The sequence below is a fragment of the Desulfomonile tiedjei genome (assembly GCA_016212925.1).
Classification (GTDB): domain Bacteria; phylum Desulfobacterota; class Desulfomonilia; order Desulfomonilales; family Desulfomonilaceae; genus JACRDF01.
In genome coordinates, this window is record JACRDF010000047.1 from 50,913 (window position 1) to 75,670 (window position 24,758).

A 24,758-nucleotide genomic window follows, 5' to 3' on the forward strand; every position below is an offset into this window, starting at 1 on the left:
ATTCCTCCGAGCATCAAACCTTTTCCGGGAAAGGTTCGTCCACGCTGGAGATTATCCTCATGTCGGCCACATCCTTGGGATCTCCGACGCGCTCCATTTTCACCGCGCAGATCTTGAATTCAGGCTGTTTGGACCCTTCGTCGTACGCGTCGATGGTGACCCTGTTTATCATTCGATCCCAATCCTGATCGAACCACGGGACGAAGAGGATTCCAGGGAGCGAAATCTTCACCACGTGAGCGGGCAAAACGTTGAACCCCCGGCGGCTGATGATCTTAACAAGGTCGCCATTTTTGATGCCATAGGCCTCCGCGTCCTTTGGGTTTATTTCCACGTAAGCGTTCGGCTGGGCGCGAGCGATTTCCGGTACTCGCATGGTCATGGTGCCGCTGTGCCACTGCTCGATGACTCGGCCGGTCGTTAGGAAGAATGGATAATCCTTATCAGGCGGCTCTTCCGCTCCTTTGTAGGGCCGGAGGAAGACGTTTGCCTTGCCCTGATGCTTCTGGTCACCGTAGAAATAAATCAGGGCCTGCGGGGGAACTTTGACAATTTCCGGCATGTTTAACAGCGGGTCATGACCCCGAACGTATCGCCTTGCGGTTCCCGGACTCTTGACGTCGGGGCAGGGCCACTGGAGACCCTCCTCGCTCTTCAGGAGACGGTCGTAAGTTATGCCGTACAGTGTGTGCTCCGTCATTTTGACGCATTCGCGGTAGTCGTCCCACGCCATTTTGTAGGAAGCCGGGATATTGTCCGAATTCCACGGAATAAGTTTCTCCAAACCCATTCTTTTGGCAAGCTGGGCAGCGATCCACAAATCGGGCTTGGCCTCCCCGGGCGGCTCAACGCATTTGCCGGTCAGCTGGCTCCTTCTTTCGGAACAGCCGTACACACCGCCTTTCTCATATATGAAAGCCGCGGGCAACAAGACGTCCGCAAACTGCGTGGTGCGGGTGGGAAATATGTCCAGGACCACAAGGAACGCGTCTTTCATCCCCTTGAAGTACTTATGGCCGTTGGGAAGCGACTGGCCCGGATTCGTGGTGCAGACCAGCATTCCTTTAAGGGGTTTTTGGGCGTCATTTTCGGCCCCCAGTTTGTCGAACATTTCCATGGTGTGGAATCCGGGTTTGGGGTCGATTGAGCCCGCGGGGATGTTCCATGCTTTCTCCACTTGAGCCCTTACCTCAGGATTAGCGACCGGCCGCGTGCCGGGCAGAAGGTGGCAAAGGGAACCGGTCTCGCGAACTCCACCGCATGCATTCGGTTGGCCGGTGAGAGAAAAGGAGTCCGCCCCCTCCTTGCAGATGTTGCCCGAAATGAGGTGCAGGTTGTGAATCAGGTTGTTGGCCCAGACGCCCCGAGTCCTCTGATTGAGGCCCATTGTCCACAGGCTCATCGTCGGGGTCTGGGTTGCGAACAGCCGAGCGGCTTCCTTGATGTTAGCCGCCGGGCATCGGGTCAGCTTCTCGACCGCCTCGGGAGTGAATTGTTCCAAAAACTGGGAGTACGCCTGGAAGTCCACTTCCTGGGTGCCGGTGGTGAACCTGCAGAGGTTGTCGATATACCATTTATCAACCCAGTTGTTCTTTACGATCTCACGGGCCATGCAATGGAAGACCGCCAGGTCGGTGCCCGGGTCTGCCGGGAGCCATACGTCTGCAATTCGAGCCGTTGAGGTCAATCTCGGCTCGCAAACTATGACTTTGATTTTCTCCGGGTCTTTGAGCTTCTCCCTGGCCACGCGGCGGAAAATAATCGGGTGGCACTCCGACATGTTGGAGCCGACGATGAAGAACGTCCGCGCTTTTTCTATGTCCGCGTACGAGCCGGCCGGCTCGTCGGTCCCGAAGGTCGTGACGTATCCGCCTACGGCGGAAGCCATGCAGAGCCTCGGATTGCCTTCCACCATGTTGGAACGGAACCCGCCTTTCCACAGCTTATTGAAGGTATAGCTCTCTTCGGACATGCACTGGCCGGAACCATAGTAGGCAACGGAGTCTTTGCCGTGCTTCTGTTGTAACTCCTTGAACTTGCTGGCAACAGTGTCCAAAGCCACATCCCAGGAGACCCTCTTAAACTTACCGTCTCCCTGGCGGATCATGGGGTGCTGAAGGCGGTCCGGATGGTACATGCTCATGTACCCTTTGAAGCCCTTGACGCACAGGAACCCGAAGTTGGTGGCGGCCTGTGGATTGCCTCTGATACCGGCCACTTTGCCTTCTCTGACCCCAACGTACACTCCGCAGCCGGTACCGCAGAACCGGCAGGCGCCTTTGATCCACTTGTCCACGACGATGTCTTCCGCGGCGCCGGCGGCCCCGGCAAAAGGTATATTGAGAGCGCTTGCAGCGAATGCGGCTGCAGACAGTTTAATCATCTCTCTTCGAGTCATATTCATGATGTCCTCCAAAGAACTGAGTAACCTGGTCGGACGAATCTAGAATCCCGGGACATTGAAGCGGTGCTCTCGTCCTGGAGCGAATTTCTCGTAAGCCTGAATCTTGTGCACGGTGAACCAGTGGCCTTTGTGGCAAAAGGAGCAATTGGTAACAAGAGCGTGTTCAGGCATGTGACTAACCTGTGCGGAATGGCATCCGATACACACCGCCTTGTCGGGCCTGGCCCTGTAATTGTTTACATCGCCGTGGCAAATGCCGCATTTTACGCTATTTATTCCGTGCTTGGAGCCCAGCCACTGGTTGTATCCCACGGGGGTTTCCTTCTTGTGGCATTCCATGCAATCCTGCTTGCCGAACTGCACGCGATGGCAATCAGGCAGTTCGCCCGGTGCTAGAGGCGGCGCCTTGAATTCCTTCCACTTGGGGTCCAGGACACTCATGGGTGAGGTTTTCGGGCAGTCGGGACAGTCCTTATCTTGGCTCCCCGCAGGCACTGAAGGGCCGAAACAGAGAGCAAATATCATCAGGAAATAGACCGCCTTTTTCATCGTCTTTCCTCCTCCTTCGACTCTGAAGGACAGCACATGTGCAACTTTTTTGGCCAGTGTCATTACTCGGTCATCCGGGCCGGCGACAGCGAAGCATGCGTCGCCTCATATCCAAGGCTTCTTACCGCTTCCTTTTCAGAGCTTCGACAAGTGCCGGAACCGCGGAGGAACCTATCGCTGCGAGAGTATGTCCCGCCAGAGTCGCGGCCGGTTGCTTTCCAGTGGTTAGAACCTCTATCAAGGGCTCAACAGCTGGTTCCCCAATTTCCGCTAGTGCCTTTGAAGCAGCCGGTGAGGCATTCGGGTCGCTTTTTTTCAAGAGAGCCACGAGATCCGGCACGGCTGCAGCCCCCATTCTGCCCAATGCCTGTGCGGCCGTATCTCTTGCCATCGGATCTTTACTGCCGAGCGCTCCCAGGAGCGCGGGCAGGGCAGCCTGCTCCAAGCTCACCAGTGCGAGGATTACGGCATCCCTTACCTTTTTGTTGCGATCACCCAGGCATTGCACGAGAGAAGGCACTGAAGGGATTGACGCTTTCCCTACGCCAAAAAGAGCCAGTGCCGCGGCTTCCCGTACCATCGGGTCTTCATCTTTAAGCGCTTCCGTCAATGCAGGGACAGCCGGCGCGGCCTCGGGTCCGAGTTCGGAAAGCGCCTCTATGATCGTCATACGAACGACTTCGTTCGGATGCCTGATCGCCTTGGCCAAAGCCGGCACAGTTTCCTTCGCGACCGACCTTTGGCTCTTGACCGCTTTGGCAGCCTGCATGGCGACGGCCGGATCGGAACTGGCCAGGTCTTTGAGCAGGGAATTCAGGTCGTCGGGGGCCTTTGCCTTGTCTTGCGCCATGACGATGAGCGGCAGGAGAATAATCAGCACGGAAGACAGGGCGATCAGCCGCGCCGCATTCTTCCTACATCCGTTGGCAGGAATCTCTTGGGTCTCCCATGTTCCCGTCATGCCACCACTCCGCTCGGCCCGAGCCGCGTTGACGCTACTGTCCTTTGCGTGAATTCGCCCGTTTCAATGGGCACAATGATCTTCAGGATAAACGTCAATATCAGCAGGCCAATAGACCAAACGCCAATGGTTACAAGCAGTTCGATAGTGGTCGGAACATACTCCCAGACCTCTCCCAAAGGAGCGGGAATAAACCCCGGAATAATCAATCCCATGCCTTTTTCGATCCAAATTCCCACTATAGTAAGCACACAGCCGAAATTCAGGGTGGCGAAATTCTTACGCGTCGCAGGAACTATGAAAATGACGAAAGCGACCAGGTTGAAGGCCGTGGCGAACCAGATCCAGGAAACGAGAACGCCTTTGCCATGAAGCCCCACGTAGAGATACTGCAGAGGAGACAAATGATGGGTATCCGAGTAAAGCTCCTTGAAGAACTCGGCACAGAGCAGAAACAGGTTAATGGCCATGGCTATGGAGATCATTTCAGCGATTTTGAACAGCGCCTCGTCCTTGACGTGGAATCGCGAATATTTTCGGACTATCTGGTACAGGAGGATCACCAGTGCGGGGCCGGAACAGAAAGCGGACGCCAGAAACCGCGGGGCAAGAATAGACGCGTTCCAAAATGGCCTCGCAGCCAGCCCGTTGTATATGAACGCGGTTACTGTGTGGATGCTGACTGCCCACGGAATCGATAGCAAAATGAACGGCAAGATGAACCGCATGTCCGCGGGCTTCTCATGATAGGCCTGCCAGAGGATGTAACCAGGGATGATCAGGTTGAGGAACATGTAACCGTTCAAAACCACGATGTCCCATCCAAGCATAGACCGAGGGAGATTCAGTATCCCGAGGCCCGGTAACAGGTGCCAGATTCTGTCCGGTCTGCCCAAGTCCGCGGTCACGAACATCATGCACATGGCCAGAGCGCTGACCGCCAGTGCTTCCCCGACAATAACAATGTCTTTTATGGGACCGAAGTCGTACAGGTACGCTGGTATTATAAGGAGGACCGCGGCTGCCGCAACACCGACCAGAAAAGTGAAATTGCCTATGTAAAAGCCCCAGGACACGTAACTGGTCATCCCCGTGACGATCAGCCCCTGCTGGAGCTGCTTGGTGTACGCCACAATGCCTGTTGCCGCCAGGATCAGGAGGATTCCGACCCACGCGTAGTATACGGTTGGACCTTTCGCCAGCCTTCTGCCAACCTCGGATATGAATCCGAATCTCGCCATGACGCGCCTCACCTGTCAGATGGAGAAAAAGTAATAGAATTTCGGTTGAGTGTTCAAATCTTCCTTCAGGCGAAAAACTCGCTTGGTTCTGATGATGGTACTGATCTCGCTGTTCGGATCGAGGAGATTGCCGAACTTGCGGGCTCCCACCGGACAGACCTCAACGCACTTGGGGTACTTGCCCGCACGGACCCGCTGAATGCAGAAGGTGCATTTTTCCACTACATTACGCATCCGAGGACGATTTCCCAGATAATGGGTAACGGGATTTACCTGATCGCTGGGTATCACAGGCTCTGCGAAATTGAACCACCGCCCCATGTACGGGCAAGCTGCCATGCAGTAACGACACCCTATACACCAGTTGTAGTCCACGACTACCAGACCGTCAGGCTCGGTCCAGGTGGCCCTTACCGGACACACTTTCGTGCAGGGAGCGTTCGCGCAGTGTTGGCACTGGACGGGCATGTAATAGTACCCCTTTTCGGGCACTTCTTCCGGATCGTAATAGATGTTGGATTCCTCGAGGTCCATGTTCCCGTCTCGGAACCTCAAGACTCTGATATAGTGAATTTGAGGGTCTCGCGACTGATTGTTTTCTTCCACACAGCCGTAAACGCATCTCCGGCATCCGATACAACGCTGGATGTCGAGTGCGTATCCGAACAGAGTGCCGTCGATAGGGCTTTCCGTCCCTACCACGAAGTCCTTCCCGTATTTCTGTTTGTACTCGGCCTGTAACCGGTCTACGGTCTGTTCGATCTCCTTCTTGGTCATTCTTTGAAACTGTTGTTGAAAGAACTCCTGCCACGTGCAGGAACTTACAGCCATGGTTCCCAGAAGGCCGGCGATCCCGGTAAGAAAGGTTCGCCGATCAGGGAGCACGGCTTGCCTTTTGGCGGGTAGCGATCCTTCCGCCTGATCGGGGGCGGGGCCATCCGGAGAGATTGGAGCTTTCTTCGTAAGACTGTCCTGCGTGTCGCTCATGGATCTGAACCTTTAATGGCTTGCTACCTTTTCCTTGGGCGTCCAGGGCTTATGCGGAGGGGGCATAGGCTCTATGGGCTTGAATTTCGGAGAGTGTGGATCGTGGCAACTGATGCACAGGTAATAACTCTTCTCTCCGTTCCAGTTTCCCGTCCTCCGGCCGTGGATGCCGTTTCGCCAGTCGCGGTATTTGGTTCCGTGACACTTGCCGCACAAAAGATATGAGTGCTCAAAGCCGATCAAATTCCCGTCACTAAGCGGCAGAAGATAGTTGCGATCGTCGGGGTTGTGACAATCCAGGCACCAGACCCGAACTCCGCCGTGATTGAGCTTTACGTTCCGATGGACAAGGAGATCTTCCCGCCTCTTGAAATTGACGGGAAAATCCTTCTCCGGACCGTGGCATGCACGGCAAGGGGTAATGGTTCTTGGAAGGGGTTTGATCGGCACCGGGAATTCATCAGGACCCGGTGGGGCCACTTCCTCCGGCGGGGCCTCTGTCGGTCTCTGAATTGGGGACTGGGCGCCACCTATTCCGAAGTGGACGCACAGACCCAACAGAACCGCCAGGAGCATCACGAGAGCATTTCTTGGGATTCGGATGATTCTTTTCATGAATCCGCCCTTACATCTGGAGGCCGGCGGCCTCGACCGCTACTTGACTTCTTTTCCGCCGTACCTCTTCTTGTAGAACTCATCCAGTTTCTGCAGCTCTTCTTTGCTCATACCGTCCTTGTACCATTTGTGCTGCGGGTCTTTGAAAACGTATTCGTTAAGGATGGGCGCGGCCTGGTCCTTGCCTCCCATGATTTTCTCCACCTCAGGGAGAAAATTGACATAAAAGTGCTTGGCCACCTCGTAGAGACCGTGCCACCAGGCGTAGTCGGGTCCCATCATGGACGCACCGTGTCGGCCGCGGCGTCCCTCATGATGCCACAGTTCCCAGTAGGTCCAGTCCAGCTTGTCGTCGAAGTCAGCCTTGGAAATCTTGCCCATATCCATCAATTTCTGTCGGACATTGGTGGCTGGGATTGCGAACTTGTTATTGTACAGCTCAACGTAGTCATCGAACTGGCTGTAGAAGCCGTCAATCATGAAATCACCGTGACACTGACGACAGACGTCCTTCATCTTTTCTCTGCGGTCCTTCCATTGGGTCAGCTTTTTCGAAATGGCCGGCCGCAAAGTCCAAGAAATGCGTGTTCCGACATCGTGTGTGGCTGCTTGATTAGGCGTGGCGCCTATGTGACAAGTGGCGCAGGTCGCTGAATCTTGATAATCGATTCCGACCACCCACTCACCTTTGTCCATGTTCATTTTATCTCTGTGAGCCTGATACAGAATGCCATGTTTGGATTCGTTGTACACCTCGATCTGTGGGTGGTCGGGGCCGAGGTGACATTTGCCGCACGCGTCAGGTCGCCGCGCCTGCTCTTTGGAGAAGCCGTGCCGGGTGTGGCAGGCTGAGCAACTCCCTTTGCTTCCGTCGGGGTTAATGCGGCCGATTCCCGTGTTGGGCCAAGTGGTCGGGTCGAGCCTGCCGTTTGCCAGCACCTTTATGTTGGAGCCGTGACACTGGCGGCAACCGGTGGCCACTGCGGCAGCCCCCCCTAGCACCGTGCCCAGATAATTGTCCGCGGAATTCAAAATGTCCGCGCCCTTGGCGTGGTGGGACACCTGTTGTTGTTCGAACTGCTCTTTGTGGCAGCGCGAACAATCCTTGGGGCTCACCAGTGTTGCTATCCAAAAGCCTCGATGGTCATAGCCGTCCGTGTCTCCCGGCGCCTTCTCCGTCTTTTTTTCGGCTTTGTGGCAATCGTAACAATTGACCCCTGCCTGCCCCATTTTCCCTGACCGCCACAATTTGTGGAGCCCCGGAGTCTTCAGCTCATGGCATTTGATGCAAACCTGCCCTTCAGGTGACCCGTAAAGTTTGGGGTCTACCTTTACCGCGGCAACAGCCGGATGAGAACAGACCAAAAGCCCCAGTGCGACCAGGATGAGAAGTTTTCTCATGGCATCCACTCCCTGTATCCCTCCAATTAGTGCTTTTGAAGACTTGGGCTATGCCGGATCAGGCTCTACGGCATCCAAAACCATCGTGCAGACCATCTCTTTTGGCTGCCAATATGCCCTCCGGCATGCAAGGCGTTAACTCTCACCACAAATCAATGTTACACGGAACGTCGTAAGCTTGGTGTAAAAGTTTGTAAAGAAACTGTAAAATTCGGCGACCTCAATGCAACCGCCCACTTGATTGACAAGGGGTCGCAAAGACCATAGAATTTATTCACTTGACCTCTTGATCTTCTGCACTTCAATACCATATCGGATTTGCGTCACAAATGCTCAGCGGCTTGAAAACATTTACCGGTCACAAGATCTCTCTGAAATTTCTCTTGAGCAGCTCTGTGACCATCGCAGTAGTATTCGTATTAGTATTTCTATGGTTTTCCAGGCAACAAGAGAATCATATAATGGAGCAGGTCAAGAAGCAAGCCATAATTCTTCATAAGCAAGTTGTGTTGACTCGCCAGTGGGTCGCGGACCACAACACGGTTTTGATTCCGAAAACCGACAAAGTGCAATCGAATCCTTTTCTCAAAGACCCCGACATGGTGGCTGCGGACGGCTCTGTCTACACTCATTTAAGCCCGTCCGTGGTCACCAAACATTTGTCCGATCGCGCCGCGAAAGGCGGGGCGTATTCATTTAAACTGACAAATACCGATAGGCTCAACCCGAACAACGTTCCGGATGAATTGGAGACCGAGGCGCTCAACCTTTTTCGCTCCTCTCAGACGGAGGGGATTTTCAGGACCGAACAGAAGGACGGCAAAACCATTCTTCGGTATATCGCGCCGCTTTATGTAAGTGACAATTGTGTCCAGTGTCATATGGTTCAGGGTTACAAACCGGGCGACGTGGGAGGGTGTCTTAGCGTTTTCATACCCATGGATGAGGCGCGAGTGGCAATTAATGAGAATAAAGCCATTCTGTTGGGTGGAGGACTGGTTTTTGGAGGCTCCTTGATAGCGTTGCTGTTTCTCGCGACCCGGACGCTGGTTTTCAAGCGCATAGGGGATATTAGAGCTTCAATGAGCAGGCTCAGCTTGAATGAAGGCGGTCGTAGCCTCGGGGAAAAAGGTGATGAACTCAAGGAGATCGCAGATTTCTGCTATCTGCTTGACGAAAAAATGAAAAACCAACACGAAGAATTGGAGCGTAAGATCGACGAGGCCACGAGAGACCTTTCCGAAACCAACAAAAGCCTCGAGACAGCCAATAGAGAGCTTGAGCAGTTGAACAGGGCAAAGTCGGACTTTTTCTCCGATGTCTCCCACGAGTTGCGCACTCCTTTGACAAGTATCAAAGGCGCGGTGGATACCCTTGAAAGAAAATCTTCCTGCTCGGACCCCGTGTATCTGGACATCATAAAGAGAAACTCGAACCATCTCATCAAAATTGTAGTTGATTTCCTGGACTTCTCCAAAATGGAAGCGGGCCAACTGGACTTCAACTTCGAACAGGCTTCGTTGAAGGAAGTGGCGGAAGACGCAATACTTTCTCAACATGCTATCGCGCAAAAGAAATCAGTGGACGTGGTCCTCGACGCAGCAGAAGACATCTGGATGAATTTCGACCAACAACGGGTTTGCCAGGTTCTGGTCAATTTGTTGTCAAATGCGATAAAGTTTTCGCCGGATCACGCCACGGTTGTTGTAAAGTTGGAGTCCATCGACGACAAGGCGATGGTTTCGGTCGAGGATCAAGGGCCGGGTATAGATCCAAAATATCACGCTGCGGTTTTTGAAAAGTTCTATCAAGTCCCGGCACACAATCGGGATAAGATGCTTCGCGGCTCATCCGGCATCGGCTTGGCAATCTGCAAAGGACTAGTCAAAGCTCATGGTGGTGACATCCGGGTACAGAGCGAGCCGGGCAGGGGGAGTCGGTTCGTCTTTACACTCCCCAAACAGGGATCACATGGAATCCTGCCAGATACTCTTAGTTGATGACGATCCCGACATCCTCACGATTCTCAAGGACAATCTTGAGTTGGACGGATATCAGGTTCTTTCCACGGTGACAGGCCGAGAGGCCCTGCAGCTGTTTGAACGCGCCCGACCGGACCTTATCATACTGGATCTTTCCCTTCCGGACATTGACGGCATTCAGGTTTGCCGCTCTATCAGAGAGAAATCACAGGTGCCTATCATCATGTTGACTGCCAGAGATAGGGTTCCGGACAAAGTTCTCGGTTTGGAAACCGGCGCGGACGATTATGTGGTGAAACCTTTCGACTATTTGGAGTTGTCCGCTAGAGTGCGAGCCTGTCTGCGGAGGCGGCCGACCCCTGTGTCTGTTGAAGAAGTGTTGGAAATTGGCGATCTAAGAATTGATACAGGCAAAAACACGGTCTGGAGGGTGGGGGAAAAGATCTCCCTGACGCATCGGGAATTTCGTCTGCTTCTTCTGCTGGCCAGGAACGCGGGAAAAGTCCTTGAAAGGCGGGCTATTCGACTTGCGCTTTGGCCCGAAGGAGAGCTTTATAAGGATAGCCGTGCCATTGATGTTCACGTTCAGCATCTCAGATCAAAGTTACAAGACAATCCTACTAAACCCGAGTACATAAAGACCATACAAGGGGTCGGCTACATGTTGACGATCCCCGGAGAATAGACGGCCCGACGGATTTCCACACGACGAACGGCTTACAAAAGGGGGTTTGTAATGAAAAAGTTGATGATCTTGCTGTTGAGCCTGATCTGTAGCTGTTTTCTTTTTCTGGACATTGCGCCGGCCGGCGACCAAGAGGTCGTTGACGCCATAGTGGAAGCACGCGCTGCGGTGAAAGAGTTCGCTCTCCCGTCCGCAAAACTCCCTGACCTCACCGCGGACAAAGCATACAAACTGCAAAAGAGCTTGGCAAAGGCAATCATTGCTAAGGGCGACACCGTCAGCGGGTTCAAAGCAGGTCTAACCTCCGAGGCCGGCCAGAAGAGGTTCGGCGTCAGTGCCGCTTTGCTGGGCCCGCTATTCCATTCCGGCGAACTGGGACCTGGCGCTGTTGTGGACAGGAAAGACTTTGTTCGGTTGTTTATAGAGAATGAAGTCGGGTACGTGGTCGGCCAAAAGATCAGCCAGCCGGTCAAGGATGTGGAGTCTCTGAAAAAAATGATCAAAGAGGTCTTTCCGGCCGTGGAGTTGCCTGACCTCCGATTCGCGGACATGCAGAACCTCAAAGGACCGGACATTATTGTAGACGCGGTATCGTCGGCCAAGTACATCATCGGCCCGAGGGTCCCGGTGGACAAGGTTGACGCGTCCAAAGTCGACGTCACCCTTACCTGTGATGGAACGGTGGTGAACCACGGTAAGGCCGCAGACACCCTGGGCGATCAATGGAAGGCCTTGCTTTGGCTTGTAAATGGCGTTGTGGAGCAGGGCTGGACCATAGATCCCGGACAGATCTTAATCACCGGCGCAATGGGCAACATGATTCCCGGCAAGCCCGGAAAGTACGAAGGGGACTGGGGGCCACTGGGCAAGCTGTCCTGGACGGTAAAGTAACCCTGGTAGGTGCTGTGAAGAATGTGAACCGCTGCCCTGTCTGAGACGACACGATCGATGCGGTTCGCTTCTCACCGCATCCTACGGGCTGTCCTGGACGGTCAAATAGCGCCACGAAGCCACAGGATTTGTTTCTTATTCAGTTGCCATCGCCGAAATGGGGTTTCTGGGCAGTGGCACCCATGAGAAAGAAATTACGTGCGCTTGACGCATTGCTTTGGGGGCCGGCGCCTAGCGCGTAGGATACGGTCACCAGGGGGAGCCGTCCGGCGAAACGCGAGGTTCGCGTCCTCATGGGGCATCTATGTTCTTCCAGGACAAGTCACAGCTTTCCATTTCGAATACGTCGTCTTTCCCCTTACGCTGCCCGCTCGCGAGCATAAGATCATCTGGAACCGTCACAAGAAAAACATCAATTGCGTCGCTATTGGAAGGATCGGACCTGATTTTCTCGATGGGGCTCGGCGAAGGCATGGGCTCCCCATCCTCTATCATACCTTCTATGTGGAGGCACAGAGCTTCCAAGGCCAATTCACGTGCTGTCTCGGCAGAGTCCGCCGCGGTCACGCAGCCGGGAAAGTCCGGAAAGTCCACCCCATAGTCGCTGTCTGGGTCTTTGCTCAACAATGCAACGTATTCAGCCATTTGGATTTCCTCAGATCATAAGAGACTGAGCCCCGATTGCTTTTCGATGCTTTTCACGGTCCGTATCGTCATGTCCTTCTTGGGATGAGGAACCGTCACTTTGCCCTTCTTAGTGGCATGTTTGAACTGGATATGGCTCCCTCTTTGTCGAATTCTGAACCATCCGTCAGCCTCCAGTCGCCTGATGACTTCGTGACTGGTCATGAGCAAGTATGAACCTTTCTCCTGACCGCGTCAACACTGGACTTGCAGGACACCATAGTATCTCCCGTGGAGACAAAAGCGTATAAACACTGAATGGGTCAATAAAATCGCGTTGTTTTTGGTCTGCTCCAACTTGTTAGAAATACATACTATATTCATCACAACAAGTTCCGAGTCTTTATGTCCATATACCTTTCCAGGACCTGTACCGACATTCGATTCGGCGGGGTGTCTATCACCAGGACGCCAGCCGACTTGAGACGGGTTAGGGCACGCTCGCGGCGTTCAAGCATTTCCGCTGCGACCCCCTGGCGGTACAAATCCTGTTTCTCTTCCGGGACACTGTCCGCCAGTGCGGCTACCTCCGTGTCCGACATTGCCACCACAACGGGAAGATGACGCGGACGAAGCCCCAAGCTGTACCGAAGCAGCCCCTCCGACGCGCGTTCATCTATAAGGTCCGTAAAAAACACTATCAATGCCCTTCGTTTCAATCTCGCGGAAAGATCGGACAGGGCAAGGTAGAATCGAGGCTCTTCCATCCGTGGTTCCAGCGCGTATGTGGAATCGAGTATGCGGCCAAACTGATCCGGGGTTCGCGCGGGAGGCACCAGGCAGAGCACGTCCCGGGCAATCATCATGGCGCCGACTTTGTCCCCAAGATTGAGAGCTGCATAAGCCAGCAACAAGGCTGCATCGAGTGCGTAGTCAAGTTTTGTTTTGCCCAGCACTCTGGCGGTCATCATCCGCCCCGCGTCAAGGACGATAAAAATGGTTTGGCTCCGTTCCACGCGATTCTGTCGGACCACAGGGTTGCCCCTCCTGGCCGAGGTTGGCCAGTGGATCAGCCTGAAGTCGTCACCTGCCACGTAGTCTCGCAGGCTGTGGAACTCGGTCCCATGACCCTTTTTCCAGAGCGGGCGCGTTGCTTCCTGCGCCACACTTCGCCTCAGTTCCAGCTTTTGGCGCTCGATCAAAGCCAGCCCTGGGTAGAGCTTTATGTTCTGAGCGGCCGGAATCTCTCCTCGTTTCCAAACGAGCCCCATCGGTCCCGGCAGCCAAAAGTGGATATTGCCGAACCGCGCGCTCCCGCGCTCCAGGGCGGTCACCCGATAAACGACACGGGCGTCTTGAGCAGGATGCACTACAGCAGTCGCCGGAAGATGCTCTGTACGGCACTGGGGCGGCACATCGTCCTGAATGATGATGGACACGGGTTTCCCGGTCCTATTGGCTATTTCAAGGGCAACCTCGGTTGGGCGGTCCACAGCAAGGGGATACGGCAAAGGTCTCTGAATAAGGATGCCGTTTGTCGAAGGGCCCGCGAGAAGATCGAAAAAGGCCGCGAGCAGGAGCACGACATTTGCGAGCAGCGGGATTGCAAGCCCGAATGGGAAATAAAAATAGCCGGGAATCAGAGCCGCGGAAACGCACCCGAAGATGAAGAAAAATCTTCCTGAAAAAAAGAACGGGAGCCCCCGTATGCGATCTCCATTGCCGGCCCTGGTTGAATTCATCGGGGTACCGGTATGCGACCCAAGATATTGTCGAGAAAGTAGTCGGGAGTCAGCCCGTCTATGAGGGCTTCGGGCCTCAAGATCAGCCGATGACGGAGTACGGGAAGCGCCATGTCCTTCACTTCGTCCGGGGAGACGAATTCCATACCCCTCAAAGCACAAAGGGCCCTGGCAGCCTTAAGAAGGGCAACGGCAGCCCTGGTTGACGCACCCAACTGCACGTAGGTCGGGTCACGGGTTTCCGCGGTAATTCGCTGAATGTACCCCAGCACGTCATCCTTGATCACGATCTTCGGCAGGTCCCGCCTCAGGTCAAGGACGTCCTTTTTCGCAGTGAGTGGCTTGGGAATGAGCGCGTCCACATCGTGAAGATCAACTCCCTCCGAGTATTTCCGGACCACTGCAAGCTCGGCCTCTGGAGGAGGATAGTCCACGATGACCTTCATCATGAACCGATCCAACTGGGTTTCAGGCAATGGGTACGTCCCTTCGTATTCTATGGGGTTCTGCGTAGCCATTACGAAAAACACGTCCGGGAGTGGATTCCTAACTCCATTAATAGTTACTTGCCTTTCTTCCATGGCTTCCAGAAGCGCTGCCTGCGATTTTGGCGGAGTGCGGTTTATTTCGTCCGCGAGCAGAATTTCGGTGAAGATCGGCCCCTTATGTAGAGCGAATTGTCCGGTTTTGGCATTGAAAATATGCGTTCCTACGATATCGCTGGGAAGCAGATCCGGCGTGAACTGAATGCGCCGGAATTGCGCGTCGATCAGTCTGGCAAGCGTTTTGGCAAGGAGCGTTTTTCCCAGACCGGGGACTCCTTCGAGAAGCACATGCCCCCCCGCCAAAAAACACGTGAGCGTCTGTTCCGCCACCTGCCCCTGTCCCATAATGACACGGGCCATCGCCTGCTGAACCCTTTTCATCCCTGTTTGGTTGTGTCCAGGACCTTCCATTGTGCCTCCGACTATACGGGGATATTATTCCTCAACATTTTGCCGCAACCCCCAGACCCGTCAACGTTTAAAGGCCCACCCCTTCCTGATTCCCTCGCCAGGCAGACCATCTCCCAACTTCAGCTGCGCTTTGGCAAGCCTGCCAGCCAGTTGCACCACCCGCTCCGTATCTTCGTTGGTCTGGAGAGCATTGCGGCAGTCTCGCACAAGATCGGAGATTTCGTCGGCCTCGGAGTCGCCCGGCAGCCGGTTATGAATACCACCTTTTTCGATGGCGTTCACCGGCACACCTGTTCTTTTTGATAGTCTTGACAAGAATCGTTGCAGCATCGCTTCCAACGCCACAGATCCGGCTTTGCACGAAGCAAAGACGTTGGCCATCGAATCAACGTGTTCCAAGGAAGACCTTCCCACGGAACGGTCAAGCGGGCGGTACCTGCCGGTTTGGCCGGCCCTTCTGGAATAGAAGAAAAGCCCGACAAACAAAACGCTCTGAAGCATTATCCACGCGAATACCGAGGATCCAACGTAGCTCCACAGGCTTTCCGAGACTTGATGCCCGTGATGATACTCGTCAAAAAATATGTGCTCCGGCCGACCGTCGCCAAGCAGTAACGCGGGTACCAGCCTCACGTTCTGCGCTTGTCCAATGAACCGGTTTTGAATCATGGTAGAGTCGGATACGGCTATCATCTCCCCTTTTCCCATCTCTTTGGCAAGCACGACCGGGCCTGCCTCATCACCAGCCAGGGCGCTCCAGCCTTGGGGAGCAGATGTCCATCTATTGAGGTTCGATACGCTAAGCTCGGTTATGCCCTCCAGGTGCCGGGAAGAAACATCCACGTTGCCGCGGGAACCGCCGGGAAAAGTTTTCAGTCGCAGGCCAAACTTCAGCGCCAGTCGCCGCGCGGGTCCAGTCCGAGTCGAAGAGGAATCCCCTCCTGATCTGGCCGATTCCTTCTTGGCCGCCTTGGAAAATCCTCCTTGAAAGAATACAAACTTGTTGCCGCTTTTGATCCAATCCTCGAGCTTGGCCAGTTCACGTTCAGTGAAAGGTATTCTCCCTGCATCGACTACTATGAGAACGCTTTGCTGCGAGCCCAGATTCTGGAACGACTTGCGAAACCGGCTGACAGGAAGCTTGAATTCCTCCAAAAGCATATACAATGCTTTGCAGCCTTCGGGAGCTGCGGAATAAGAAGAAGGAATAGGAAGCCGCTCCAGGTCACTGGAGGACCCCAGGAGAGCTGCGGAAATTACGGCTGTTGCCAAAAAGCCCAAGAAAATCATCAAATTTTGGCGCAGAGAAGACATGACCGTCACGTCCCCTCCGGCAGACGAAGGCACAGGCTCCGGACGTGTTCGTATTCCGACCGATCGCAGGAGCCGTTGCCGTACCGTACCTGGTTGAAGCTCGGGATCATTTCTCTAACAAGTTCACGGAGCTTATCATTGCTGATGCTCTCAAGTATTTCTCGATTGGTTTTTCCACGATAGAATAACAAAATCCCCTGCTCGTTGAGCTTGAGCAGGGCGAACCGGAACAGGTTTATCAGTGCTTCCGAGTAGTCACCCTTTTCACCCAACCTTGTGGCTTCATCCCAGGCATCACGACTTCCTGAAACGCCGGCCTCTCCCGATTCAGGTCCAATAACGCTGGTGTTTAACAGGGCTCGCCTCCTTGCAAATAGGCCGAAAACAAGTACCAATATATAGATGACCAACAGCGCGGCAGAGCCTAGTAAAAGCATCTTCATAATCAGCCAGCCCGTGTGTTCATCAATCTTGGGGCTTGCCGACAGAGGCAGCCTTTTGAGGATTCGGGCCATCAATCTTGCCAACTCGTCGGACAACCGCTGCCACAGATCTTCTATGAAGGATAGCGTCGCATCTTCTTTGAACTCCGGCCTGGAGAGTATCTCCTCGAGCAAGGTCTCGGGCGCTTGCGGGAGATTGTATCTCTCTTGGAAGGTCGTATCAGCTGCGCTTGCGGGGGCGGCCGATAGGATAAGACACAAGAAAACAGCCGTGGCCCACTGGAGAACGGACATGAATATGCGCGAAGACAACTGACCTACCGATGAGATTCTTTCGTGTAATTCCAAGTCGCTGCTACAGACGTAGGCATGGAGAGCACCGAGCCTCGGCGTCGCCGCCAGGGTACCACGGTAGCCGTCGGCCCTCGACAGTGTTGCGCGGTCGACCGCGAACCGACCTAAGCGGGGGTTCGCACAATTCAATGAGGCAACCGCATATTGATATGAACGGCTTCCTAAAGGTTGTTGGGGTCTTGTCAAAGGGTAGCGCTCCTGAAAGCAATGCACTTCAGAATACGGAATGCAGAATTGCAGGATACTCTATCGGCCTGAACCTTCTCCAGGGGCAACATCTTACCTAAGTTTCGGCCTTGGTGGGAATCTGTTTTTGAGCCGCGTTGATTTAACGCGCTAACGGCTCTTAAGGGAAGGACCTTCCCCGCTACCGGTCATCAAGACGATCCTGATGGGGAACAGGACCCTGACGCGGAACACGAGTCCGAATCTACGCAGGTCTCGCAAGAAACGCCCATCACCCTCTGGGCCGTCTGTTCATCGGCTTGAAAAGTTGGACCCAATTCCTCCGGGTCAGAAGCTCTACAAACCGGGCATTGCCGCGGCGCATTCTCAGCCGTGAAGAAAATCTTCGAGAATTCCTTGCCGCATTCTCGACACTTGTAGTTGACGATCGGCATGGCAACCTCCAATGGGGCAATTCTCAGGTCGGCCTTTTGACTCCGTCACCTCGCTCCGGCTCCTCGATCGAGGAATCCTCAACGACCAACTGCTTTCTGAACTCAGCCACTGCCAACTCATGCCGCGCCGCAATTTTCAGCCGTTTCTTCCACTTCGGGTCCTCATCAAAGATCTCCATGTTGGCGGCCGCCCCCAGCAGCGCGTCAAAATCGGGCTCTCCCAATTCTTTCCATAATGCTAAATTAATAAGTTCCCAAAGCTTCATTCCGCGGTTGAGCGATTCTTCAATTGCCATGGCAAGAAGATATGAGTTCATGGTGAGCTTGACCGAAATGACCCCCTCCGGCCAGTTCTTCGAGGCTTCCGACTGCGTTAAGGAACATTGAGACATGAACACCTCCTGCGATAGCCACTTCGGGTTGAGGTCCTAAAATTCAGATGCGCACTTCTGCAGAAGAATTCAAAGAAATTTGGGACGAATCCACATTCGTCGATGCCGTCACCCGAAGTTTAATAAACTAAAGGACACGGCATACCGTGTCCTTTGAGAAACAATATCAACGAGTCTGCTTACTTGTGGGCTCGTCTCGCTATCTAGCTCGACCGCTTTACTTGAGCGCCATCAGACAACAAAACGGGCCCGCACCTAAGGCCGAGTTTCGCAAGGTGTTTCATGGTGACGCAGGGGCCCGGAATGCCGGGCCCCTGCGGGCCGGTGTTCCCGACGTTTTTCTATCAATCCAGGCGCTTCACCATCCAGGACCTTACTTCTCGGTCACGTGAAAAGCATCAGGGCTACCGTCGTCGGGTAAGAAACGATTACAAGCTCTATGTTCTTCGGCAAAAGCGTTCACCCAGACCAAGGTTTGTAATTTAGCACAGTCCAAACAATTGCTTCGGGGTCCGGGGTGTCACAAAGATTTACTTTTTGCCTTTACCCCAAACGCCGGGACAGTCTTTGCAATCGGAAACTTTTATTCCCTTCTTTAAGGAACAGTTTTCTTCCTTGGTTTCCAAACATTGTCCATCCTGAAAACAGCATTTGATGTTGGGTTGAATTTGCTTCTGTTGCTGCGGGTCTACGGCGAATGCTACCGTGGCTCCAGCCACAAAAGCCATCAAGGTCAATAATACCAGGATTTTCTTCATCACAATTCCCCCTTCAGTTCCAGAATTTGTCCCCAGGGTCAAAAACCCGCTTTTGGGGTGCTTAGCGCTGAACCAACAATGACCAAAACAGTCTTATATCAGATCGGCATGTTCCGGTCCAGGAAGAAACATTCAAAGCGGATTCAAACATCCTCAACAACACCTATCATATCTATTGGAGCTATCTTTGTTCAATTCTCGGGTATCACATACTGCTGCTCGGTCAAGTCTGCAACTGTTTTCGGCTCCGCCTGATTTCAGTCGCCCTGTCAGCCAGCTTCTTTGCCTCTTCGGGCTTTCCCATCTTTGTGTAAACGTCGGCCAAGTCGGTCAGCACGTTGGCGACCTTGGGATGGTCGCTTCCCAGGTTTCGTTCAAAAAGCATTAGAGCCCTGCGGTACAGGGGCTCCGCTTTCGAATATTGTCCTTCCGAGCAGTACAGGGCCGCGGACACGTATAGATTTGCCGCGTGGCCAAATGAGGCCTGTGTTTCCCCACCATGCTGGGAAAAATCCTGAAAAGCCAACACAACGCCTGTGAGGTTTCCTTTGGAATCGTGAACCGGCACCACATTATGTTCGATATTTATCTCAGTTTGGTTTTTGGAAACCAATATATGTCTCGCGCTGCCCTGTACCGTTCCGGCTTTTAAGGGCATCGGAACAGGGTTCTCCAATATCTCGCCGGTCTTTTGGTCCCTCAAAACATATACTTCGGTGAAATGTTTCCCAAAAGCGCTTTCTTGGCTCCAGCCGGTCAGAGTCTCGGCGGAATAATTCATGTGTTTTATGATGCCGTCCGAATCGCTAACTATAACCGCTTCTCCCAATATGTTCAAAGTTGCGGACAACCAGACGGCGCTATCCTTGATCTTCTTTTCTTGTTGGTGTCTGTAAAGGCAGACTTCGATGGTGGTCCGCAATTCGCGTTCGGAAGTGGGTTTTATAAGATAACCGTACGGCTCCGTCATCTTAGCTCGGTTCAGCCTATGTTCATCGGCATAGGCTGTAAGATAAACTACCGGGATATCGTGCCGCTCCCGGATTCGCCCCGCGGTCTCGATGCCGTCGAGATCGCCGTGCAGCTTAATATCCATCAGAATGAGGTCCGGTGGCACTTTGTCCACCCTCGATATGGCCTCTTCTCCCGACGAAACAATAGCGTTTACTCGATAGCCCATGGCTTTGAGAGCTTCTTCCAGCTCCATGGCCACGACCACCTCATCCTCGACGATCATTATTTCCGCACTTGCTGCCATCATGGGCCCTGCCTCATGTATCCAAGCCGCCCTCCAGTGCTTCAAACTCTATTCTGAACTCCGTTCCCGGTTCTGTCCGGAGTTCCATTGTGCCATGAAGCTGCAGCTCAGTAAGATTGCTAACCAACCTCAAACCCAGAGATTCCGAATTGCGATAATCGAAACCCGGTGGGAATCCCTGACCGTTGTCTCCTACTATAAGCCTGTACTTGCCGTTTGCCAGGCTACGAAGTGAGACTTTGATGTGCTTTGGCCCTTCGCTGCCAAAGGCATGCTTCAGGCAGTTGGATATCAACTCACTCACTATCAGGCTGCACGGAACAGCAGTCCTGATTCCAAGATAGATCTCATCCACGTCCATTTCAAGTGATATGCTGTCGGTGTCGGAAGAATACGAACGAAGCAGTTCTTCCGTGAGAGTTCGCAGATAGGCACGGTAGTCGATTCTCGAAAGCGTCCCCGAACGATAGAGCTGCTCATGAATCAGGGACATGGACCTGACGCGGCTTTGGCTGTCCTGCAGCGCACCGGCGACCTTTTCATCCTTGACCGCCCTACTCTGGAGCGCCAGAAGACTGATTATGACTTGCAGATTGTTTTTTACACGGTGATGAATCTCGCCAAGGAGGACTTCCTTTTCTTTTAGCGAAGCCCGAAGTTGATCTTCCACCTTCATTCGCTGAGCAACTTCAAGCTGGAGCAGCTTGTTGGTGGTTTCTCGTTCTCCTATTTCATTCTGGAGGCGCTCGTTGATGGTTTTCAACTCCAGGGTGCGCTGCGCCACGCGCTTCTCGAGTTCGTCTCTGGAATCGCTCAGTGCTTTCTCTTGCTTATTTTTCAGGACCAGTTCTCTCTTCTCGGCTGTGATGTCTTCCACAATCACCAGAATGGCCCTTTGTACCCCCAATCTGAGCGTGCGGAGGTGAATTCTTCCCCAAACTCTCCTTTTGCCTATCTCCAGGATGGCCTCAGCCACCAAGGCCTTCCTTGTCGTAAAGACCCTTTCCACCAAGCCTTGTGCCCTTTCGGCCACTCCCGCGTTAGCAAAAAGACTTGAAAAAGGCCTCCCCAGAACATCTGCGTAGTTGCTGCTGATTTTGCCGCAAAAGTGGTTGGCAAAGACAATGGAGAATGACTGGTCCACAAGCAATGCAGGTATCGGCAAGGCATGCAGGAGATTTCGGAATGAGGAAGCTCTGGCCCCGCCCACGTTAAAGCTTCCTGACTGGGTCAGGTTCTCTGTAAAGAGCGTGCTGAGATCTATCGTTTCCGTTCCGATGCGCCCTGTCTCAGGCTCGTCCCGCAGGTCATCGGACACGTCAAAGGACTCGAAAGTAGGTAGTGTTTTTTCACGCATTGGCTTTCGCCGACATTTATTCGGGATCAATGCTCACTGCAACCAATACCGTTACATGCTGACGGCACTTGCGCAAGCTGTTCTGCTCGAAAAGCCCTTTTTTGCGGCCAAATCACGCGCAAAATCTACGGCAAAACGTTCACCGGTCTTTTCCAAGATAGCGCGGACACAATAAGCAAAAGAATGATCTCGTTTTGCTACCAAAGGTCTTTCATGTTCCGCAATTAAAACAAATACAATCCGCCAAGCTATCCTTCACATAATTCTCACCCTCAGCATGATTGTACCAGCCCGTGTACAGATGTCAAGTAAAGCTTTTTATTCAGCCTTTGGCCTCGCCCGCCGCATGCTGGAAACCGCGCCTACATGACGATTGCCGGCCTGCAAAGAATCATCCGGTTTACCCTTACCGGAAATGTTTATGCGGTAACTTGACTGTGCAAGCTTGGGTGTCTATCCTCAAAGGCAGAGGATATTATAAATCAACATTTTTACCGAAAGAAACAATTGTTTCTATTTTTTGAGCGACCAAAGAGAGAATTGATCGGCGGACATAACGGAAAGGAGGAAAATAAATTGGAACTGAGCCGCTATGACCCGGGATTTACTGGGGAAGAACAGAGTGGTGTGCCGCTTCTTAAAGCTCATGATCGCTTTTCGAAAAGCGCATCCGTCGCTCGGGCGAAGTCGTTTTTGGAGAGACGACATCAGATGCTTCGGCGTCGACCCCGAGGTTGACTGGTCTTCCGAATCCCGCAGTTTGGCCTTTTTCCCAAGCGGAGAGTCTCTGCGAATATGGCCCAAGGAAAAACGATGTGAGCCGGTGAATTTGACCGATCCTCACCGCCGAGCACTTATCGCCAGTTTTCTCAGTATCTCCAAAACCTCTCCCTCGCTGTCGGTTCAACTACCCTAACCAGCAGAATTTTCTGAGGACTTCGTGTTGGTTCAACCGTGATGATGCCTCTGCATGAACAAGTCGACTCCATCCAACATTATGCTAACCCCGGAATACCCCCAACCTTTCCGCTCACCGGCTTCGTCATATCATCGGGAGACGCCTCAAAATGCCAGCACCAGGTCTCCTCCTATGCCCCAGAAATACTCCGACATATGTATTGTCTGGCCGACCGATTGCAAAAAAGTGTTTGACGGTGAAGCAATAACATTAGTGTCGGCGAACTGAATCTCCGGCGCAGAGCCTTTCATGCTCAGATAGGCCCATTTTGCCTTTACGTCCACGTTCAGGGAATTTCGCAACGGGAACTGAGCGGCCCCCCGGACTTCAAGATAGTACCGCTTCAGACCGGTTGCATTCGTCGTCTGACTGCCTTTGATAAACGCACCACCTGGTTCGGTTTGTATCCCGTCCCACGTGAACTCGTATCCTCCTAAAAGATAGGGGGCACAGAGAAAGTCAACATGCCATGCGCCAACCTGGGGGAACCCTATTACGGTATTCTTCAACCTTGCCCCGATGAGGAGCCCCTGGTAACGAAAGGCCTGGTTCATGGAAAATGCGTCGGTGGAAGGAGCGCCGGAAACGGTGAGAATACCGAAGTTGTTCTGCCAACCGGCCAGTCCCGGAAGAAAAATAAATAAGTTAGCAGGGTCCGAGGGTACGGCCGCGGAATAGGGGTCCAGACTGCTGGCAATCCTCGTGTACTTGTACCCGACAAGGAAGTCGACTCCCGGGAGAACAGGAACCATCCCAAGAATGTCCCAGTTCCAAACCCGGCTGCGGTTGTCGAGCGTGATCACCCCTTCCATGTTGTCGGGAAGAAAGAGGGTGGCCAGGGTTGCACGGCCCCCGGTAACAGCGCTTCCCAAGCCCATTCCCGGCGACGTGGTTTGCTTGAACTGGGTAATCCGGCCGATGTTCGTCTCAAAATTCAGAACCAGAATCTCGGCGTCCCCGGCTCGCAAACCCCATTGCAATGAAACGTAGGTGTCCTCAAGTCGGGTCTCCCTCCGGTGGCTGAAAGCGTCGAACTCCGTCTGTGTGTCAAGCTGTCCGGGACCGGCGGCTATGTTATGGTCAACGCGAATGTAGCCTCGTCCATAGAAAAGCCCGGCCTTGAAGTCCCCCGCTCTCAAGCTGGGCAGAGATGGCCACGATCCGAAGTCTCCGAACAGTGAAGTTCCCGGACCGGACGAGAAAGGGAGCGTCTGAGCCCCCGCAGTGGTTGCGAGAACAAGACTGAGCAGCAAAAAGACGACACCCCCCCACATACGACAACAGTTGCACATGCTACCCTCCTGAACATCCACACGCCAATGAGACCGTTGGGAAAACGTACAACCCGGCAACCCCTCCCAGGTTGCACCGGTAAACAGCAACAATCCAGTATCCTGGCCCGCACTTAAGATACCTAACGGGCCGCCTGTGGTCCTCCCGGCATTTCCCCCGGAATAATGCCGCTGTCTCCCCATTCTGCCCGTTTGGCACCCGTGAAGAGTGGAGGGATTGCTCCGCCGACCCTGAAAAGCTCGCCGTCGGAGTCCCACGCGGGCGTCCGCAGGCAAAACCGTCGTCACGTTGATGAAAAGGCCACTTTGTCCAGTCTCTGAGCCTACAACACCCTCCGTCACTCCGTCAACCATTTCTTCCACCGCGCTGTAACTCCTCAGTTACGGGTGGAATGTGAAGGGGCCTCGTTCTTTCTCACGATTTGTGGACGAATGGATTAGACAAGTGAGCCGCGTCGGGGGACGGAGCTTCTGTAAGGGCGGGGTGATGGCTATAGACAATTGTGCTCTGTGTTTGGAGAAGCAGCGCAGGATTGATGATCTCGAAGAGGCCCAACCCTCCCCGCGCGTAACTGAATGGTTACTATTCAACCTTTGGACCCGCCCATCCCGACCGATCGGAATATCATGCGCATTGCGCGAGGCTGTCCGAATTTCTCAAAAACCCGAATATGATGGAAATCGTGTCGCGATTCTACTGTCATCACATCCGGTTCAAGAGGAGCGGAAAGACCGTTAAACTGCTCCTACAGTCCCTGTCCTCTCTTGGAGATGATCGAGATGAGAGAAATAAAGTGCATGCCGGCCTCGCCCGTCGCGCACTGGAAATCACGCTTCCATGACGATTGCCGGCCTGCAAAGAATCATCCAGTTTACCCTTACCGGAAATGTTTATGCGGTAACTTGACTGTGCAAGCTTGGGTGTCTATCCTCAAAGTCAGAGGATATTATAAATCAACATTTTTACCGAAAGA

The 24,758-nt window shown here is 53.5% G+C and carries 22 protein-coding genes; 3 read left to right on the forward strand and 19 right to left on the reverse strand.

Annotated elements, in window-relative coordinates; all coding sequences use genetic code 11:
* Positions 1 to 13 precede the first annotated feature (13 nt).
* The 7 genes from HY913_19170 to HY913_19200 form a co-directional block, all read right to left on the reverse strand.
* Entirely contained in the window at positions 14 to 2,404 is a 2,391-nt protein-coding gene (locus HY913_19170) for a molybdopterin-dependent oxidoreductase (protein ID MBI4965406.1), read from the reverse strand.
* Between the two features lie 39 nt (positions 2,405 to 2,443).
* A complete protein-coding gene (locus HY913_19175; protein MBI4965407.1) occupies positions 2,444 to 2,953 on the reverse strand; it encodes a hypothetical protein in 510 nt (169 codons plus the stop codon).
* 121 nt (positions 2,954 to 3,074) lie between these two features.
* Positions 3,075 to 3,914, reverse strand: coding sequence for a HEAT repeat domain-containing protein (locus HY913_19180; protein ID MBI4965408.1), 840 nt, complete (start codon positions 3,912 to 3,914; stop codon positions 3,075 to 3,077).
* Positions 3,911 to 5,155: a polysulfide reductase NrfD gene (gene nrfD, locus HY913_19185; GenBank protein MBI4965409.1), complete on the reverse strand. Its 1,245-nt coding sequence runs from the start codon at positions 5,153 to 5,155 to the stop codon at positions 3,911 to 3,913. The genes HY913_19180 and nrfD overlap by 4 nt, the downstream gene beginning before the upstream one ends.
* 15 nt (positions 5,156 to 5,170) lie before the next feature.
* The gene (locus HY913_19190) at positions 5,171 to 6,142 is read right to left on the reverse strand and encodes a 4Fe-4S dicluster domain-containing protein (GenBank protein ID MBI4965410.1); all 972 of its coding nucleotides are present in this window, start codon (positions 6,140 to 6,142) and stop codon (positions 5,171 to 5,173) included.
* 12 nt (positions 6,143 to 6,154) lie between these two features.
* The gene (locus HY913_19195) at positions 6,155 to 6,757 is read right to left on the reverse strand and encodes a hypothetical protein (GenBank protein MBI4965411.1); all 603 of its coding nucleotides are present in this window, start codon (positions 6,755 to 6,757) and stop codon (positions 6,155 to 6,157) included.
* Positions 6,758 to 6,796: 39 nt separating this feature from the next.
* The gene (locus tag HY913_19200; protein ID MBI4965412.1) at positions 6,797 to 8,158 is read right to left on the reverse strand and encodes a cytochrome C552; all 1,362 of its coding nucleotides are present in this window, start codon (positions 8,156 to 8,158) and stop codon (positions 6,797 to 6,799) included.
* 329 nt (positions 8,159 to 8,487) lie between these two features.
* On the opposite strand from HY913_19200, the gene HY913_19205 reads away from it, so the two are divergent.
* The 3 genes from HY913_19205 to HY913_19215 are packed head-to-tail and all read left to right on the forward strand — an operon-like array spanning position 8,488 to position 11,716.
* A complete protein-coding gene (locus HY913_19205) occupies positions 8,488 to 10,158 on the forward strand; it encodes a DUF3365 domain-containing protein (protein MBI4965413.1) in 1,671 nt (556 codons plus the stop codon).
* Positions 10,130 to 10,825 carry a response regulator transcription factor gene (locus HY913_19210; GenBank protein ID MBI4965414.1) on the forward strand — a complete coding sequence of 232 codons (696 nt, stop codon included), beginning with the start codon at positions 10,130 to 10,132 and terminating at the stop codon, positions 10,823 to 10,825. Before HY913_19205 ends, HY913_19210 begins: the two co-directional genes overlap by 29 nt.
* Positions 10,826 to 10,876: 51 nt before the next feature.
* Positions 10,877 to 11,716 carry a fumarylacetoacetate hydrolase family protein gene (locus tag HY913_19215; protein MBI4965415.1) on the forward strand — a complete coding sequence of 280 codons (840 nt, stop codon included), beginning with the start codon at positions 10,877 to 10,879 and terminating at the stop codon, positions 11,714 to 11,716.
* Between the two features lie 291 nt (positions 11,717 to 12,007).
* Here the strand turns inward: HY913_19215 and HY913_19220 are convergent, their stop codons facing one another.
* The 12 genes from HY913_19220 to HY913_19275 form a co-directional block, all read right to left on the reverse strand.
* Positions 12,008 to 12,361 carry a type II toxin-antitoxin system HicB family antitoxin gene (locus HY913_19220; protein MBI4965416.1) on the reverse strand — a complete coding sequence of 118 codons (354 nt, stop codon included), beginning with the start codon at positions 12,359 to 12,361 and terminating at the stop codon, positions 12,008 to 12,010.
* A 15-nt stretch (positions 12,362 to 12,376) separates the two neighbouring features.
* On the reverse strand, positions 12,377 to 12,565 hold the full coding sequence (locus tag HY913_19225) for a type II toxin-antitoxin system HicA family toxin (protein MBI4965417.1): 189 nt from the start codon (positions 12,563 to 12,565) through the stop codon (positions 12,377 to 12,379).
* A gap of 158 nt (positions 12,566 to 12,723) precedes the next feature.
* Positions 12,724 to 14,082 carry a DUF58 domain-containing protein gene (locus HY913_19230; protein MBI4965418.1) on the reverse strand — a complete coding sequence of 453 codons (1,359 nt, stop codon included), beginning with the start codon at positions 14,080 to 14,082 and terminating at the stop codon, positions 12,724 to 12,726.
* Entirely contained in the window at positions 14,079 to 15,008 is a 930-nt protein-coding gene (locus tag HY913_19235; GenBank protein MBI4965419.1) for a MoxR family ATPase, read from the reverse strand. The genes HY913_19230 and HY913_19235 overlap by 4 nt, the downstream gene beginning before the upstream one ends.
* A 90-nt stretch (positions 15,009 to 15,098) precedes the next feature.
* Positions 15,099 to 16,352, reverse strand: a complete 1,254-nt coding sequence (locus tag HY913_19240; protein MBI4965420.1) for a DUF4350 domain-containing protein — start codon at positions 16,350 to 16,352, stop codon at positions 15,099 to 15,101.
* Positions 16,353 to 16,357: 5 nt separating this feature from the next.
* Positions 16,358 to 17,107: a hypothetical protein gene (locus HY913_19245; protein MBI4965421.1), complete on the reverse strand. Its 750-nt coding sequence runs from the start codon at positions 17,105 to 17,107 to the stop codon at positions 16,358 to 16,360.
* 419 nt (positions 17,108 to 17,526) lie between these two features.
* On the reverse strand, positions 17,527 to 17,769 hold the full coding sequence (locus HY913_19250) for a hypothetical protein (protein MBI4965422.1): 243 nt from the start codon (positions 17,767 to 17,769) through the stop codon (positions 17,527 to 17,529).
* A 23-nt stretch (positions 17,770 to 17,792) separates the two neighbouring features.
* Positions 17,793 to 18,161: a hypothetical protein gene (locus HY913_19255; GenBank protein MBI4965423.1), complete on the reverse strand. Its 369-nt coding sequence runs from the start codon at positions 18,159 to 18,161 to the stop codon at positions 17,793 to 17,795.
* Positions 18,162 to 18,691: 530 nt separating this feature from the next.
* On the reverse strand, positions 18,692 to 18,919 hold the full coding sequence (locus HY913_19260) for a hypothetical protein (protein MBI4965424.1): 228 nt from the start codon (positions 18,917 to 18,919) through the stop codon (positions 18,692 to 18,694).
* A 223-nt stretch (positions 18,920 to 19,142) separates the two neighbouring features.
* Positions 19,143 to 20,180, reverse strand: coding sequence for a response regulator (locus tag HY913_19265; protein ID MBI4965425.1), 1,038 nt, complete (start codon positions 20,178 to 20,180; stop codon positions 19,143 to 19,145).
* 10 nt (positions 20,181 to 20,190) lie between these two features.
* Positions 20,191 to 21,534: a PAS domain-containing protein gene (locus tag HY913_19270; GenBank protein MBI4965426.1), complete on the reverse strand. Its 1,344-nt coding sequence runs from the start codon at positions 21,532 to 21,534 to the stop codon at positions 20,191 to 20,193.
* Between the two features lie 1,062 nt (positions 21,535 to 22,596).
* On the reverse strand, positions 22,597 to 23,784 hold the full coding sequence (locus HY913_19275; GenBank protein MBI4965427.1) for a hypothetical protein: 1,188 nt from the start codon (positions 23,782 to 23,784) through the stop codon (positions 22,597 to 22,599).
* Positions 23,785 to 24,758: the final 974 nt, after the last annotated feature.